This is a genomic window from Pedobacter sp. ok626 (assembly GCF_900100435.1).
GTDB lineage: Bacteria > Bacteroidota > Bacteroidia > Sphingobacteriales > Sphingobacteriaceae > Pedobacter.
This window is the reverse complement of the sequence record NZ_FNEX01000003.1, coordinates 308,741-325,428: the sequence shown is the minus strand read 5'-3', so window position 1 is coordinate 325,428 and position 16,688 is coordinate 308,741. Positions and strand designations below refer to the sequence as shown.

Genomic DNA, 16,688 nt, shown 5'->3' with positions numbered 1-16,688 from the left:
TATGAATTAACTTGCTGTGAATTTATGCGAATCAAAATTATTTATTGGAGTGCTGATATTAGGACTGGCCTAAAAGTTGCATGTTCAGAGCTGAATAAATAGGATGATTTAAGGTTTTAGATCGCTGTGCCACTACTAATAATATATGTCCTTTATAAAAACTATACTTTCATCCTTTAAAAATATACATTTTCAATCTTTACTGGGGAATGGTGTAATGGCCATCTTTGGAGTGGTGACTATAGCTATTCTGTATCGTGCACTTCCTTTTAAGGAAATAGGAGTTTATGTTTTCTTCATGACGGTATGGGGACTAGTGGATACGACCCGATCAGGTTTTTTAACAAATGCCTTCATTAAATTTTATTCAGGAACAGCTAAAGAACGCGCAGATGAGGTTGTTGCTTCTACCTGGTGCCTGGCTTTAAGTATTACTGGATGCTGTGTCTTTGTCAATATCATTACTTTCTTTTTATCACATTATATTACCAATGAAGGAATGACTTTATTCCTGAAATATTTCTCATTGATTTCTGTGGCTACGCTTCCTTTGTTTATGGCCAATCTGGTGGTTCAGGGGGATAAGCGTTTTGACCGTCTGCTTTGGCTTAGAATGATCAATCAAATACTTTTTATGGGAACTGTGATTGTGTTGATTTTCCTTAAAAAAGCTTCTTTGACTGCAATTGTACTCACTTTTATTGGTTCAAATGCCATTGCAAGTATGAGTGTGCTGATTTTAGGCTGGACGAGGTTTGGAGCGATTTCCAAAGTAACAAAGTCTGGTTTGCTGGAAATTTTTCATTTTGGAAAGTACAGTGTAGGTTCAGGATTAAGTGCCAATCTATTTAAAGTCACCGATACCTTTTTTATCAATTTTTTCTTGGGTCCTTCCGCGTTGGCGATTTACAGTTTAGGTGGTAGGCTGATGCAGATTATAGAGATCCCATTATTGAGTTTTGCGGCTTCCGGAATGCCGAGCCTTTCTGCACACTACAACAATAATCAGAAGGAAGAAATGATGTACGTAATGAAAAAGATGATTGGTATGTTATCTGTCTGCATTATTGGTATCGCCTGTGTATCTATTATATTTGCGGAGCCCATCATAGGCCTGATTGGAGGAGCCAAGTATATGGATACGGAAGCACCTAATTTATTCCGTATATTTATGACTATGGCTATTTTATTCCCTGCGGATCGTTTCTTTTCACTGACTTTGGATGTCATTCATCTTCCGAAGATCAATTTTTATAAGTTACTGATCATGCTCGCTGTAAACTTTACCGGAGATTTAATTGGAATTTACCTGTTTAAATCTGTGTATGCCGTAGCTGTTGCTGACGTTCTTCCAGTGATTATTGCCATTATTATTGCTTATTATCCGCTTAATAGGTATTATAGGTTCAACTTTTGGGAAATTTACGTTGTTGGCTATAAAGAAGTTATTTTATTTATAAAACAGATATATTTTACACTTTTCACCAGAGACAAGACCGCAAACTATTAAGCACCCCATCTTATTTTAAATATGAAAAATAATAATAACATTTCCATAGTAGTAGCTAGTGATAACCACTACGCTATATTAATCGCTGCATTGTTAAAATCTATCGAGGTTAACCATAAAACTGAGGAGCATATCGATTTTCATATTATCGATGATGGGATTTCTCCAAAAGTCAAAAAGAAGTTAAGTGCGATTGCTGATCCGAAAATGATCACATTGAAATGGTTTAAAAGTAAAGAAATTATTCCATCTAATATTGTGATTCCTGTTGATAATTCGGCATTTCCATTAACAGTATACATGCGCGTGTTTTCTCCTTATGTAGTAGATCCAGAGGTAAGTCGTTTGATCTATCTGGATGTGGATACGATTGTACAGGATGATATTTCCAAGCTATGGAATATTGACCTGGGGAATTATACTGTTGCTGCGGCTCAGGATGTGGGTAAAACTGTAGATTGTGAATGGGGGGGGATTAAGAATTATAAAGACCTAGGACTGACCGCAGATACGAAATATTTCAATTCTGGTGTGCTAGTTATCAATCCTAAAAAATGGAGAGAAGAAGATTTATCTAATCAGGTGATCACTGCATTGAGCACTTATAAAGAGTATGTGCAATTAGCAGATCAGTATGGATTAAATGTTGTGCTTGCCAACAAATGGCAGATGTTAGATCCGAAATGGAATTGGTTTGCTTTTCAGGAGGATAAAAATCCGTCATTGGTACATTTTCTTGATATCAAACCAATATTTACTTCATACAACTCGCAGGCGGTTTACAGAGATGAATTTTACAGATACTTATCTATGACTCCCTGGAAAGGTTTCAAACCGATTAGCGGCAACCAGCGTTATGTTAGGAAAGTCATCAATAAAATTAAAAAGGCATTTTTGAAGTTGTAATTTCTTTCAGCATTTACAATAGATTATATACACTCTGGTTTTACCTATTGAAAATACTTAAAGCAAAAAGCCTCTCTAAACATGTAATTTAGAGAGGCTTAGCTTTTTATTGTGGGTAATTAAATCCCCGACATTCCTACTCCTGGAAATTTAGATGCGAAATTTTTTGTGTCTGAAACGGCACTTTCCCAGTTAGCGGAGTATTTGTTATTTGATTCAACAATAATTTTTGTATCGCCCATGTTGTTGATCATGTTGCCTATCGTCTTTTTGCTATTTAAATCAAATCCCAGGTTATTGTAATATTCAAGTGTACCGCCGGTTTGGTACAAGTCAAGGATTTGTCCCTCAAAATCCTGTGAGGTATTCATCCTTCCAACCGTATTGTTGTATACTTTTGCGTTTGCGTAGGTTGATTTCCCAGGGTACATGTTCCGGTCAAACGCTTGAAGTTCAAATCCGCCGTATTTTCTGGTGTTGTAACAAAGATTATTATAGATTTCTACTGTAACAGGCGTATTTCCTCTTGAATAAAGCCACATTCTAATGGAATTTCCTTGATAGTTGGTCAGTTTATTATCATGAAATTTACCATTTCCCTGCATATAGAATATACCGTTATGATTATTGTTGTTCTGGTTAACATTGTCTACTGTGTTGTGGTGGATGTTGTAGTCCTGAACATTTGTGAAAGAACAGAGTGTGCCCGCGTCAGTATTGCTAAATGAGTTGTATGCGATTTCAACGTCTTTAAATAGACCGCTGTCTTCACTATTACCCTTGTTCAGATTACCTCCGAAAGAAATGGGCCCGGTATTATCGAATTTGCAATAAATAACCTTAAATCTTTCGGTTCTGCTCTCGGCACTTCCATTATAAGGGAATGCGTCACCATTACTCTTTTCACCGGCTATCACATAATCGGCAACATTTTTAAAACTGATATTTTTAATGGTTACGCCGTTCATTTTCCCATTCATACTGATTGCTCTAAAAGCAATATCTTCAAACTGGAAACCATAAGTTAAATTGGCGACATTGTCTCCTGATATAGTCAGATTATTGACGTTATCAGTATTCAATATGGTTTTAATCATGACTAGTCCATCATTTTTGATTAGTAAGGGATTGCTTTCTGTAGCATTAATGTTCTTAATCAAAATCGAATTATAAGTACCACCTTTAATTCTGACAACCGAATTTTTAACAAAGTTCAATGTGGTGCCGTCTACGACAAGATCGCCCTTTCCTGTTCCCAGGTCGTAAAATGTAGCGTCTGTGGGGATATCGGTTGGAGGAGGAGGGGTGGTGGTCGGTGGAGGTACTATCGGAGCAACTATTTCAGGATTTGGTTCTTCCGGAGTGACGTTCCCCTTTTTACAGGCCACGAAAATAAACAACAGTGCTATTAGTAATAGCGGAGTTTTACATTTTAAAATCATAAATTCTATATCGGCTTTTATCCCTGGTGCCGCACAATTGTAATGAATTTTATACACAATTTCCTATAGTAATAATAAGTTTATGGCATGATAATGATAGCGTAACTGCTCGAAACCTTTATTTCCACAATATGGGTAATGTTTTTCCCGGGTTCAGCAGTTTTTTGTATGTTTTTTTTATGACATTTCGATGACTATTTGGTGCTTTTTGAATGGGCAACTAAATTGTGTCTGGCAAGGCAGAAAGTAAAAATTATTGAAACAAACGGAAGATAAAGTAATGTTCTGCAAGCAAATACTTCTTTTTAAAATCTTCTCTGATTAACCAAGCATTTTTCTATCTTAGAAAAGTTTTTAAGACAATGGGATTATCTCTATTAAGTGGTATTTTTATTGGCGCTTATATTGAGAATAGTCATGTACATTAATAAATCTTAACATGAAAATTGCCCATTTGATAATGGCATACAAAAATCCAGATCAGATAGAGCGGATGATCCGGGCTATGGATCATCCTGATTTCTATTTTTTTGTTCATCTTGATCTTAAGATTAACTATAAATCTTTTGAGCATTTAAGTAAGATTGACCGTGTAATCTTTATAGAAAACAGAGTTTTATGCAATTGGGGAGGATTTTCTTTTGTCAAAGCGATATTTTCATCCCTCTCTGAAATTTTAAATAGGCATAAAGATTTTGATTTTTTTAACCTGATGAGTGGCCAGGATTATCCGATCAAGCCGATAAATGACATCCATAATTTTTATTTGCAAAATCCTGGTAAATGCTTCATTTCTTATGATGTAGACCCACAACGGAATTGGTGGGGGCATGCTGAAAAAAGAGCTCAACTGTATCATTTTACTGACTTTAGCTTTAAAGGAAGGTATTTTTTACAAAAAATGTTAAATAAGTACTTCCCTGTGAGGAAGTTTCCCCTGAAAATGAAACTTTATGGAAGCAGTAATTCATCTTGGTGGACGATTAGTGCGGAATGTGCAGCTTACGTGACGGATTTTATGAAATGTAATCCTAAACTAAATGACTTTATGAAATTTACCTGGGGATCAGATGAATTTCTATTGGCAACTATTATTATGAATTCAAGTTTCAGCGATAAGACAGTAAATAACAATTTCAGGTTCATTACCTGGGTGGATGGAATGGCTAATCCTAGGATATTAACAGCAGTTGATTTTGAGTCAATCAAATCATCACCTGATTTCTTCGCCAGGAAGTTTGATACAAATGTAGACACGGCGATTTTAGATAAACTGGACAGATTGATCAATTCGTGACGAGCAGCACATCTGCTTATGATTGTTTTATAACTACTAAAAGACAAATATACATTGATGAAAAAAAATAATACTACTAAGGCTTTTCTTTTATCTTTTGCGATGGTCATTGCTTTTTCTGGCTGTCGTACAGAAGAAAAAGATATTCCAGTTAATGAACTGGCATATAAAAACATAAAGATTAAAAATCTTTTCGGAGTAAATGCTTTTGAATGGGATTTTTTACAGGACCCAAATAATCCCAATGACGGAAGTATGGTTTTCGAGCCCAAGATGAATTTGCTTAGATCGTTTTCATCAGTCCGGCATTATATGGACTGGGAGAAATTGGAAGATAAACCGAACATGTATTCATTTAACCCGACAACAAGAGGAGGCTGGAACTACGATGCTATGTATGCACGGGCCAAGACTGATGGTATATTTATGCTGAGTTGCCTCAAAAACACACCGGACTGGTTATATAATACTTACCCTAAATCGATGCAGGGTGTTGATAATGTACCAGTTAAATATGGTGCTAATAGGGAAGATCCGGCTTCATATATTGCGCAGGCTAAAATGATATACCAGTTTGTAGCAAGATATGGCGCCAATAAAAATATTGACACTACCGTAATTAAATTAAATACTACACCACGCTGGTCGGGTGATAAGGTAAACCAGGTAAAGGTAGGGCTTGATCTGGTTAATTATGTAGAGTGTAACAATGAGCCGGATAAATGGTGGCAGGGAAAAAGGGCGCAGCAAACAGGTGCTGAATATGCAGCTAACCTTTCTGCTTTTTATGATGGACATAAAGGAAAGCTCGGAAAATATGCAGGAGCGAAGACAGCGGATCCTAATATCAAGGTAGTGATAGGGGGATTAGCAAGACCTGATGTTAATTTTCTTAAGGAAATCGTTGAATGGTGCAGGACAAACCGTGGGGTAAAAGCCGACGGCAGTGTAGATCTTTGCTTCGATGTAGTAAATTATCATCTTTACTCAAATGACAATACTGGGTGGTTTGGTAAGTTTAAATCTAATAAAAGAGGTATCGCTCCAGAACTGAGTAATATGGGTGAAATCGCTGATAGTTTTGTACAATACACCACGCAGCTTGGTAAAGGAATTGAAGTATGGACTACAGAAACAGGATATGACCTAAGCGATAAAAGTGTTCAGAGAGCAATTCCTATAGGTCAGAAATCCGCATTAGTTACCCAGGCTGATTGGATTTTGAGGACTTCACTAATGTATGCAAGGCACGGGCTTAGTCGTGTGTTTTTTTATATCGCCTACGATATAGATCCTCCTGGAACACCATCTGGTAGCAGTCCATTTGGTACCTCAGGATTGTTAAACCAGGGGGGGAGGAGACCTGCGGCTGATTATTTGCTGCAGACAACGAAGCTAATGGGTGAGTATATCTATGAGAATACCATCAAAAAAGATCCGTTCGTTGATATATACGCTTTTAAAGACAAGAAAATGTATGTATTGGTTGTGCCAGACGAAAAGGACAGGACGGAAGTGTATGAACTTGATCTCGGCGAAAAAGTAAAAAAAGCACGGGTTTATAAACTAAAGCCCGGAGCCGATGAGATGGCACATGAAGACATTGCTACGAAGGGAGGAAAGATTAGTGTAACGGTAACTGAGACGCCAACGTTTATTCAGGCAATTTAGCCGCATAACCACCTTTGGATATTACTAAATGTCAGGTGGCTATGAAGGTTGTTTTTTTCTCAATTCAGTAATTTTTCTGCTTAACCCTAGAAAGAAAATATTGGGGATAGTCTTCAACGTAAAAGGGATATCCATAGACATGGATGTCCCTAATAATTTTACAGAGTCAATAAAATTAAATTCCCGGATTAATTTATGTTTTGACAGTTCTACCAAGCTGCTCATGTAACGTTCCTGTAAAACCTTGATTTCATCAATTGTTAGCAGATGTTTAAATTTGTTCATATTTCTTTTTAAATCTGCTATGTGAAGAAATTCTAAAACTTCACTCCATTTACGACCGTCATACACGTTAATGTCATCCACCCTTTTCTTCCATAGTTTCTCCATAGTAAAGGCTACTTTACATTCCTTGTTAAGGATCATTTCCAGGTACATACACCAGTCGTCACCGATATTCATGCGTTCATCCCAACCTGAAATAATGGATGATTTACGCATCACTACTGAGGAAGAAGGAGAAGGACAGGAATGTATAAACAGACTTCTGACTTCCTCATAATTAAGCGTTATCCAGCCGTCTTTCTGTTTATTAAGATATGGTGTCAGAAATGGATCATTATTGAGAAAATCCCAGTTTTTCCCATGCCTGGTTTCCTGTTCCCAGTTCGCAAATACAAAATCAAGCTGATTAGACTCCAGTTTATTGATGCACTTTTCAAGAAAATCAGGATTCCAAACATCATCTGAGTCCAGAGAAGCCACAAAAATTCCTTTTGAATACTTTAAACCTGTATTCCTGGCCGAAGCCTGTCCAGCATTATGCTGAAAATAATATTCCACCTGCGGGTACTTTTTAATTAGTTCTGCGGTCCCATCGGTAGAGCCATCATCGATTACAATGATCTGAGTATTTTTGTAGGTTTGATTTAAAGCGCTTTCAATAGCTTCTCCGATTTTTTTATCTCTGTTGTAAGTTGGAATAATAATAGTAACAAGATTTTCAATTTCCATTAACAAATTTATTTTGGGATGCACTTTCGAATAGCTAAGATAGGGTATATGAAGTTTAAAGGACAATAAAAAAAAACTAAATTTTTATGGGTAAACCAATATAGCTGCAAACTTTCAGGTCGGGCGTTTTCTCTAGAACGGCATCGCCGCGTTGCATCCTGTAAGAGAATAACTGCCCTTTTGAAACGGGTGACTTTAGCTTGAGTAGCCAACTTTTTCCCGAACCCTGTAGTCCTAAAACTACATTGTCACTTACTTCATATGCTGTATGTTTTTTTTGACTAACCGGTTTGTCATAACTGATGCTAATTGTATTGCCATTGGCTTTTAAGCCGGTAATTTGAGGTGGTAAGACATCTTTAAACGGATCTTTTACCCTTGATCTGTCCATTTTATAAATATTAACTAAGCCTGTTTTAGTATTGAAAGTAACGCTGTTAGCACCGGTAGCGATTACATTATTTATTTTACCGCCTATTAATTTTAGGCTTAGATTTCTCCAAATTACATTTGGATCTACTTTACCCATATCTAAAACGATGGTATATTTACCTGTTTTGTAATCATAAACTTTAGTGTCAACGTTTACTTTTTCCTTTGTTTTTACAAAGTCCATCAATTCTTTAGAAGAAGTTATCCAAACACTATCCTTGTTGCCGGGATGGTTTTTGATATAATTTAAAAATTTAAAGAAAACATCAGCGGATTCAGGATGGTCTGAAAACGGACCATGACTAAATGCGGTACCTACAGGTTTTTCATATCTTTTAGGATTGTTGAGTATGTAATCCACGAATACTTTCACATTCAGTAGCTCTTTTTCGTTCCACTGGTCACCCAGGTTAGTCCTGGATACCAGAATTCTTTTGAGATTCTGGGTGGTCATGGGGATGTAACTTCCCCAGGTCATATGCTCATTACCAGGATCGTTGTTCCCGTCCGGAGTGGGTTCCCCAAATTCTGATGAAAACATGGTATAACCAAGCTGTAAGCCTGTTGCGACAAATCCTTCATCATTACCGGGTGGTACCAGTTCAGTCATCCGGTAATGGGTATTTGTCCAAAGGTTCTTTTCTGCATCTTTAATTGCCTTTAGTTTATCTGTGCCACCATGATAGAGTGTATGGTTCATAATGGCATGACCTTTCGCAACCATTTCACTCATTTGCGCCCAGGTAGTTGCATTTTGTGAGGTTGAGTGCTCGTCATTTGGATTAACTGCAAAAGAATATTTATAATTTATGTTTTTTCCCGCGCCATCTGTAAAAGTAAAGCCGGGATATTTTTTTCCGTTGACTACCCCGCCATTCAGTATCTTATAAACTATGGTGTAGTCGGTAACAATGCCATCATCCTTCATCAACAAAAAGCCTTTACTTTTATCGTACAGTAAATCTGTAAACGAGAAATCAGGTTTTCCATGTGCGGTCATATCGATTTGCAACTTCACATATCTTGAAGTATCACCCAAATCAATTTTAGGTACTATGATACTTTTGATGTTTGTGACCGCAACGGAAGGCGTTTTCTCATTGCATGTCGGAAAAAATGAGCTGATTAGCATGAATGCATGCCTTATCGCCCTTGAAACGATATTCAATGTCGACATTTTATTAATTTATTATCCCAGCATAAAGATAGATGATTTGTTCAGATTTTGATTAAAATCTTTAATAACGCGTCGGGTAAAACAGATTCTAAACAAGTTAATCATAGATGCGGTGTACTTTCACGGCAACATGTTTCAGCGTTACACCTTAATATCTATTTAACTAGCACTTAATTTAGAGAACCTTTATATATTTACGGAATAATAGCCAGGTTTCTATTAAATATATTCCGAATTTCATGTTAGGATCTTTATCTGTTAAGCTGCAAGATATCAAAACAAATCTCAATATCGGACGCACTATGCGTTTGGTTTGGTCAGTCACAAAAAGCTGGACGATTATTGTGATAGTTATGATTTTCCTGGAGACGATTTTTATGCTCGCGTCTTTATATTCATTAAAATTGTTGGTTGATGTTGTTTCGAAAACTAATCTTAAAAATTTTGGTAGCGAAAGCTTAGTAATTCAGTACGTGGTATTAGCTGGTGTTCTTGGCGTTCTATATAATGTTATACGTTCTCTAGCCACGTATACGGGTGAAATTCAGGCAGCCAGGGTTTCTGAAAGCATTGATGATAAAATACATGATATTGCGGCTAACCTTGATCTTGCATTCTATGAAAGTCCTGAATATTTTGATGTACTCAAACGGGCGAAGGACGCTGGTTCGTACAGGCCCAATCAAGTGATTCTCTCTATTTTAGAAATTCTTAAAAATATACTCAACCTGATGGGGGTAGCTTTGATCTTGATTACGATCAACTGGATGTTACTACCAATGCTTGTTCTGTTTGTATTGCCTACATTACTTGTGCGTATTTATTTTTCCAACAAGCAAAATATACTTAGGATAAAACATACACCAACAGAGCGGAAAACATCTTATTTGAGTACCTTGATTACTTCTGATACTACAGCTAAAGAAGTTAGAAGTTATAATCTGGGCAACTTTTTTAAAACCCAATATTATCAGATTAGGATGGCCTTATTAGAAGAACGTCTTAAGATTAGTTTTAATCGGACTGTAGGTGAAGCCATTACTTCGGGATTGTCTAGTATAGGTTTTTTTGTTTGCATGGGTTACATCATGCTCCGGGCGGTTCAAGGTAATTCTACATTAGGTGACATTACCTTATTTCTTGTTATTTTCCCCCAAACATTTAGCTTATTGCAGAATATTGCTTCTGGCATATCGACAGTATATCAGAACAATATTTTTGTATCCAGTATTTTTGAGTTGTTTGATTTAAAAAAAGAGATTCCTCTTAGACAAGGCAGCGAGGCAATTCCCGAAGATCATTCTTTAGATCTTGAATTGAGAGATGTCTGTTTCTCTTACCCTAACATGCCCAAGCCTGCACTCAGGAATATCAACCTTAAGCTTCCTGCTGGAAAAATTATTGCAATTGTGGGATTAAACGGAGCTGGTAAAACAACATTGATAAAATTGCTTTGTAGACTATACGACCCCGACTCGGGATTGATTACACTGGGTGGAAAAGATATACGTGATTTTTCTATTGAGGATTACCGCAAGCAAATTAGTATGGTGTTTCAGGACTTTTGTAAATATAATTTCTCTGCAGCTGACAATATCAAATTCGGAGACATTAATCGGTCAGTACATGCCATGGAAGATATAGTCAATGCGGCTAAACATTCGGGGGCACACGAGTATATCAAAGGTTTCGAAAATCAATACGACACAATGATGGGTAAGATTTTTGAAGATGGAAGAGAAATTAGCATCGGGCAATGGCAAAAATTGGCTACGGCACGTGCACTCTATAGTTCTTCAAGGTTTCTTATTCTTGATGAAGCGACAAGTGCACTTGATGCTGTCGCTGAAAAAGAATTGTTTGATTCGTTTAGGCAGCATATCGGCAAACGTGCAGCATTGGTCATCAGCCATAGACATTCCGCAGTAAAGCATGCGGATTATATTTATGTATTATCAGACACCAGGATACTACAAGAAGGAACAGACAAAGAACTTTTGGAAATGGAAGGCGATTACGCGCGTTTATTTAAGAAACAGTTGGATAAAAAGTAGGCATTATGAACTTAGAAAAGATTAAACCTTTGGGAAATGTTGCCATTATATCGTCCTGCAGTGAAGATTGGGGAGGAAGTGAAGAACTATGGGGTAGAAGCGTTCCTTTATTACTAGCTGAGGGTTATTCGGTAACGGTTTATAAAGCTAAGATTAATAGGAATCACCCGGAATTTCTAAAACTCGCGTCTCTGGGTGTGACTTTCGTGGAAATTGATACGCATGTGCCCTTTCTGAAAAGAAACTTTAAACGAATCATCGGAAAACTTGAACAATTAAGAGGAAATGGTAGTGCCTTTACATTTGTCAATAATCCCTGGGTAAACAGGCTAACTGTACTGCTAGCAAAAAATAAACATGTATTTGCCCTTGTTTCTCAAGGTATAAACTTCGATGGACTTGGATACGCTTATGCCTGCAATTCGGTAGGGTTACCCTATGTTTTGGTCGCACAAAAAGCAGTTGATTTCTATTGGCCAGGCAGAAGTGACAGGCCAATAATGACAAAAGTTATGAAAGAGGCTGCTGCATGTTATTTTGTTTCAAAGCATAACCTTATACTGACAGAAGAACAGTTTGGTACAAGATTAAAAAATGGGTATGTCATATTTAACCCGCTTAAAATTGGTAGCAAATTACCTTATCCTGCTATAGACAAGGGCTATAAGCTTGCATGTGTTGGCCGACTCTTTGTCCTTGATAAGGGGCAGGATATTCTTTTGCGTATTTTAAATCAGGAAAAATGGCGTGAAAGGCCAATTACCATAACTTTCGTCGGATCAGGTGTTGATGACGAAGGCCTGAAAGATATGGCTGCATTACTGGATATTAAAAATGTTAGTTTCGCTGGTCAGGTAAAGGATATGGATACCTTATGGACACAATATCACGCCCTTGTTTTACCTTCCCGGAGTGAGGGTTTGCCACTATCGATGGTGGAAGCTATGGCTGCAGGCCGCATTGCAATCGTTTCTAATGCCGGCGGAAATACTGAGCTTATAGAAGAAGGTGTTACTGCTTTTAGTGGCCATCCAAATGAGCAGGCATTTGAAGAGGCGATGGATCGGGCCTGGGCGCAGCGTGAGCAATGGGAAGAATTAGGAAGTATTGCGGCAAGCCAAATCTCGAAACTTGTCCCCGCATCCCCTGAAGCAGATTTCGTAAAATCCTTTTTACAAATTTTAAATGGCTCAAAGTAGGTTAAAACAACTCACGCGCTCTCATGAATGGTGGGATCATAAGACCCCGCAAATTCTTTCCCTGGCTTATGCCACTGCATTAATGGGGCACACACCTTTGTATCTGCTTCTGGGTAATGCTTTCCTCATCTTATTTGGAAGTCTCGTTCTCATCGCTGTTTATGCAAGCATCATTAATGATGTGACTGATTTAGAAATAGACATTGCTTGCGGCAAATCTAATATGATGCAGCGGTTATCCCCAGCTTTGCGACTTTTTCTAGTGCTGCTTTCCCTAGGTTTCGTATTCCTGGCGGCCTATTTTATCTATCCACGAGTATATGCTGTTGTTTTCTATCTGTGCATCGTGCTTGCAATCAGCCTGTACTCTTTTCCTCCGGTAAGGTTAAAAAAAAGGAGGGTATGGGGAGTCATTTCATGTGCAACAGCTGAACACATGTTTCCTGCCTTATTCGCAGTTGCAATTATTTTCTATTTTTCTAATATGGAGATTGAATGGAAATGGATGGTCGCAACTGGTTTATTGTCTTTTTGTTATGGCCTTAGAAGTATCCTTTGGCATCAGTTTTTGGATAAAGAAAATGATGAGCGATCAGGAATAGATACATTTGCAAATGGCATCGATCCTAAAACTTTCGGTTTGAATGAAAAAGTAATTCTGCTCGTAGAGGTTATTACGTTGGCCATTTTACTCTTCCAGCTAAATCTTTGGATTACTTACATCTCATTAATGCTTTATGCAGTTTTTATCCTTTGGCGGCAACGGCAGTTCAAATCAAAAATTATCATCATCATTACCCCTGAAAACAAATTTTTCCAGATTCTGATGCTGGATTTTTATACTGTTTTTTTTCCTATGTCATTATTGTCTTATTGTGCATTTACGCAGCCCTACGGTTGGGTTCCATTGTTGGTGCATACGTTGTTGTTTTATAAAATATTATTAATGACATTTATGGACGGATATCATCTAATAAGGGATGGTATAAAACGAATCATTCGTTAGAAGGGATCTCCGAAATACATCAACTCCCAGATCGCATGGTCATTTTCGAAAGTTTCCGATGGGCCGTCTTTATAGTTAACTTCAAGTTTTGCATCTCCTGCAATTCTAAAATACGCTCCATTAAATCCAAGAAATATTTTAGCAAGCTTCCGCTGAAAATCCTGCTGAATTAGGTAAGTTTCAATGATGTTGGTTTTTCTGGTAAGTTGTAAGCTTAGGTTAAACTCTGAATTTTCGTAATTGAAAATTAGTTCGTTGCTGATTGGTTTGTTACCTGTGGTTACTTTTATGGGATAGCTTCTGTGTAATTTTAATTTAGCAGGATCATCGGCTAGTTTTTTTCCTTCTTTCGCTATGTAAACCAGATCGATTGGTATATCGCCGTATTTTTTTTCCGGAACAATCTGACAGGCAATTACAGTGTAAGGACCAAATTCTGCTCTTGACCAATACCAGTGATTGATGAGCTGGTGCATACCTTTATTACCCCAGTTATGATCGTGATAACAAGAACCTGAAGTATGGACAGTGTATTGACCAATTGAATAGGTGACTGTAGCATTTCCTTTTGGGACGGCGACAAACCAGGAAAACAGATTTTGCTTATCACCGAAATAAAAATGTCCTGTTTCTGGTCTCCAGCTTTCAGCAACACGATTAAATTCCACATCTAGTTTAAAGTCGTAATCTTCCAGATGGATTGAATAGTTTTTTAAGTCACCTTTAAAGGTATTTGCTCCGATTTTCACATCACAGGATGTTTTGGATGCACTGAAAACCGATGATGGTAAGTAGCGCTCTAGTTTTGTACCGTCTTTATAGTCGATGTTCAGCGTTGCATACGCTTTTGTAGGTTTATTTACCTCGGTCAGTGCTTTTGTATAAAACACAATGACCATCTTCGACCCATCTGCAAGGTGTGTGTCAAAATACCACCATTCATATGTCCCTTTACCTCCATGCGTGCGCATTCCATCTTCCCATTGCTCAGGGACACCTTTTTTGAGGTTTAATGTTTCGTAATCGTTTTCTGTCGTTGCTAAATAGCTTAAAGGTGCCATGGGTCAAAGGATTAATCTAAACAGTTCTCGAAGTTAAAACCTCTGGTGAATTTTTATTTCGTTTAAACAAGTTAAACAAGAAATAAAGCAATTGACTGCATATTTTATTTAATGGTTTTTCCACGAGTTGGTTTATCAACCAGGAAGAGCAGATGACCAGGGCTAAAATTGAAAGCAATAAAGCATCTTCTTGAATAGAATCTCTGAAATACCAATATACAATGAGAAAATAAACATGAAATAAGTAAAATGGATAAGCAATTTCCCCGAGCATTACTGTTATTCTGTTGCTGCTGATTTTAAATCGATCGGTAACAATCAGGTAAAATATCCCGTAAATTGCAGCAATAATAGTCACAGCTATCCAGGAATTGATGGTTTGCACATCATCTACTCTACCATTAAGGTATCTCTCTAAGGTACGACCAATCATCAAGGATGAAATGAAATTAAGACACAACAATATTCTAAGGTATATGGGATTTCCGTATTTTATTTTAAGGTAATAGAATAAAATTCCTCCCGCAAACGGAGGAATTACTATATGAGAATATGCTGTAGCGTCCAATCCTCTTACGATGCAAAATACAGTCAGTACTCCAATGATCAGCAACATTCTGTCCCATAATTTGAATACAATAATTATAGCGATAAAAAAATAGAACAAGAGTTCCAATAATAGTGTATGATAGACAGGGTTGATCAACGGTGTTCCAAGTAAGCCGGGGACCATAGTCATGTTGATCAGGTATGTATTAAAACTGGAAAATGCGATGAATGTATGTTCATTAACTGCACGAGGTAAAATAAATGCGACAGTGCAGCTGACCCAAAATAAGGGATATATTCTGGAAAGTCGGATGACTATAAAATCCTTAATGCTTTTCTTCATTGAAGTCATAGTAATCACATAACCACTGACGATAAAAAAGGCCACAAGTGCCAGACTTCCATATTTGAATATCGGCAGGTATTTAAGGTTTTCGGGTACAATCTTGTACACATAATTGAAGGTATCAGTATAGTGCGAAAAGAAAACTATTAGCACAGCTAAAAATCTGAGTAAATCAAGCGCACCTGACCTTTGGGAGAGTTTATCGTTTTTCATTTAGTTTCCAAAAAGATCCTTCATAGCGAAACGGTTTAAGTTCTATATAGTATTTCTCATTTTCTGAGATGAAGTCGAACACCTTGTCATAATTTTCTTCAAGTTGGGATTCCAGTTTTAGCCGATTGAAAAATGTACAGGGGTATGATGCTTCTATACCATAAAAGATCGGGGGGACACGCTGAATGGTAATTCGGTCTTCAATCTTATCATTATATCCTACTAGATCCAACATAAGATATGGTATATGATAAGATTGGATGTCTCGGAGTAATTCATAAGGCTCGGGTATATATTGGAGTACACTCGAAATGAGTAGCAGATCCGGATTGGGATGTGCGGAAAAGCAATCTGCTAATGAATAATAGAATTTGATATGGTCATTTTCAAAAGATCTCTTTCCTATTTCTACAAATTTTGGTTGTTCAATAATACACCAATTCAAACTTGTGAAATGTGAAAGATATTGAATGTTCTGATAATAGGATGTGCCCAATGACCCTCCGAAATCAATAATAGTTAGTTTATTGTTATTTCTAGAGGCCACCAGAAGTAGTGCGTTTAACAAATGAAAATTGAGATGGACTTCGTCATAAACTATGCCGTCACGTTCGTAAGCAATCTCTCCTTTTTTTACTTTATCTGTCGTATTCACGATTCTTTCGAGGATATGGTCTTCATCATATCCTTTGCATTTGACCTTTGCTTGCTCATAAGTTTTGTAATTTCCTTTCCATCCATATTTAAAGCTGTACCACCTTAAGGCATTTAGGATAGGAGGGAATAACTGTTTGATTAAGTAATGCATAGC

The 16,688-nt window shown here is 37.2% G+C and carries 13 protein-coding genes; 7 read left to right on the top strand and 6 right to left on the bottom strand.

Annotated elements, in window-relative coordinates:
• The first annotated feature begins 145 nt into the window (after window positions 1-145).
• Window positions 146-1,510, top strand: coding sequence for a lipopolysaccharide biosynthesis protein (locus BLS35_RS05685; RefSeq protein WP_090778679.1), 1,365 nt, complete (start codon window positions 146-148; stop codon window positions 1,508-1,510).
• 21 nt (window positions 1,511-1,531) lie between these two features.
• On the top strand, window positions 1,532-2,416 hold the full coding sequence (locus BLS35_RS05680) for a glycosyltransferase family 8 protein (RefSeq protein WP_090778677.1): 885 nt from the start codon (window positions 1,532-1,534) through the stop codon (window positions 2,414-2,416).
• 119 nt (window positions 2,417-2,535) lie between these two features.
• On the opposite strand, the gene BLS35_RS05675 is transcribed toward BLS35_RS05680, so the two are convergent.
• Window positions 2,536-3,858 (bottom strand): hypothetical protein, encoded by a 1,323-nt coding sequence (locus BLS35_RS05675; RefSeq protein WP_090778675.1) that lies wholly within the window; start codon window positions 3,856-3,858, stop codon window positions 2,536-2,538.
• Window positions 3,859-4,297: 439 nt separating this feature from the next.
• On the opposite strand from BLS35_RS05675, the gene BLS35_RS05670 reads away from it, so the two are divergent.
• Together BLS35_RS05670 and BLS35_RS05665 are read left to right on the top strand one after the other, a co-directional pair.
• A complete protein-coding gene (locus BLS35_RS05670; RefSeq protein WP_090778673.1) occupies window positions 4,298-5,155 on the top strand; it encodes a beta-1,6-N-acetylglucosaminyltransferase in 858 nt (285 codons plus the stop codon).
• Window positions 5,156-5,212: 57 nt separating this feature from the next.
• A complete protein-coding gene (locus BLS35_RS05665; RefSeq protein WP_090778671.1) occupies window positions 5,213-6,826 on the top strand; it encodes a hypothetical protein in 1,614 nt (537 codons plus the stop codon).
• A 39-nt stretch (window positions 6,827-6,865) separates the two neighbouring features.
• Here the strand turns inward: BLS35_RS05665 and BLS35_RS05660 are convergent, their stop codons facing one another.
• Entirely contained in the window at window positions 6,866-7,840 is a 975-nt protein-coding gene (locus tag BLS35_RS05660) for a glycosyltransferase family 2 protein (protein WP_090778669.1), read from the bottom strand.
• A gap of 76 nt (window positions 7,841-7,916) precedes the next feature.
• Window positions 7,917-9,449: a polysaccharide deacetylase family protein gene (locus BLS35_RS05655; protein WP_132225938.1), complete on the bottom strand. Its 1,533-nt coding sequence runs from the start codon at window positions 9,447-9,449 to the stop codon at window positions 7,917-7,919.
• Window positions 9,450-9,688: 239 nt separating this feature from the next.
• On the opposite strand from BLS35_RS05655, the gene BLS35_RS05650 reads away from it, so the two are divergent.
• The 3 genes from BLS35_RS05650 to BLS35_RS05640 are packed head-to-tail and all read left to right on the top strand — an operon-like array spanning window position 9,689 to window position 13,708.
• The gene (locus BLS35_RS05650) at window positions 9,689-11,503 is read left to right on the top strand and encodes an ABC transporter ATP-binding protein (protein WP_090778665.1); all 1,815 of its coding nucleotides are present in this window, start codon (window positions 9,689-9,691) and stop codon (window positions 11,501-11,503) included.
• Between the two features lie 5 nt (window positions 11,504-11,508).
• Complete coding sequence (locus tag BLS35_RS05645) at window positions 11,509-12,702, top strand: glycosyltransferase (protein ID WP_090778663.1); 1,194 nt, start codon at window positions 11,509-11,511, stop codon at window positions 12,700-12,702.
• Window positions 12,689-13,708 (top strand): UbiA family prenyltransferase, encoded by a 1,020-nt coding sequence (locus BLS35_RS05640; protein ID WP_090778661.1) that lies wholly within the window; start codon window positions 12,689-12,691, stop codon window positions 13,706-13,708. The genes BLS35_RS05645 and BLS35_RS05640 overlap by 14 nt, the downstream gene beginning before the upstream one ends.
• On the opposite strand, the gene BLS35_RS05635 is transcribed toward BLS35_RS05640, so the two are convergent.
• Genes BLS35_RS05635 through BLS35_RS05625 form a run of 3 tightly spaced genes read right to left on the bottom strand, consistent with a single transcriptional unit; the run spans window position 13,705 to window position 16,685 of the window.
• Entirely contained in the window at window positions 13,705-14,769 is a 1,065-nt protein-coding gene (locus BLS35_RS05635; RefSeq protein WP_090778659.1) for a lipocalin-like domain-containing protein, read from the bottom strand. The two genes, BLS35_RS05640 and BLS35_RS05635, sit on opposite strands and share 4 nt — an antisense overlap.
• Before the next feature lie 16 nt (window positions 14,770-14,785).
• The gene (locus BLS35_RS05630) at window positions 14,786-15,877 is read right to left on the bottom strand and encodes an acyltransferase family protein (RefSeq protein ID WP_090778657.1); all 1,092 of its coding nucleotides are present in this window, start codon (window positions 15,875-15,877) and stop codon (window positions 14,786-14,788) included.
• Entirely contained in the window at window positions 15,864-16,685 is an 822-nt protein-coding gene (locus BLS35_RS05625; protein ID WP_090778655.1) for a methyltransferase, TIGR04325 family, read from the bottom strand. Before BLS35_RS05625 ends, BLS35_RS05630 begins: the two co-directional genes overlap by 14 nt.
• Window positions 16,686-16,688 lie beyond the last annotated feature (3 nt).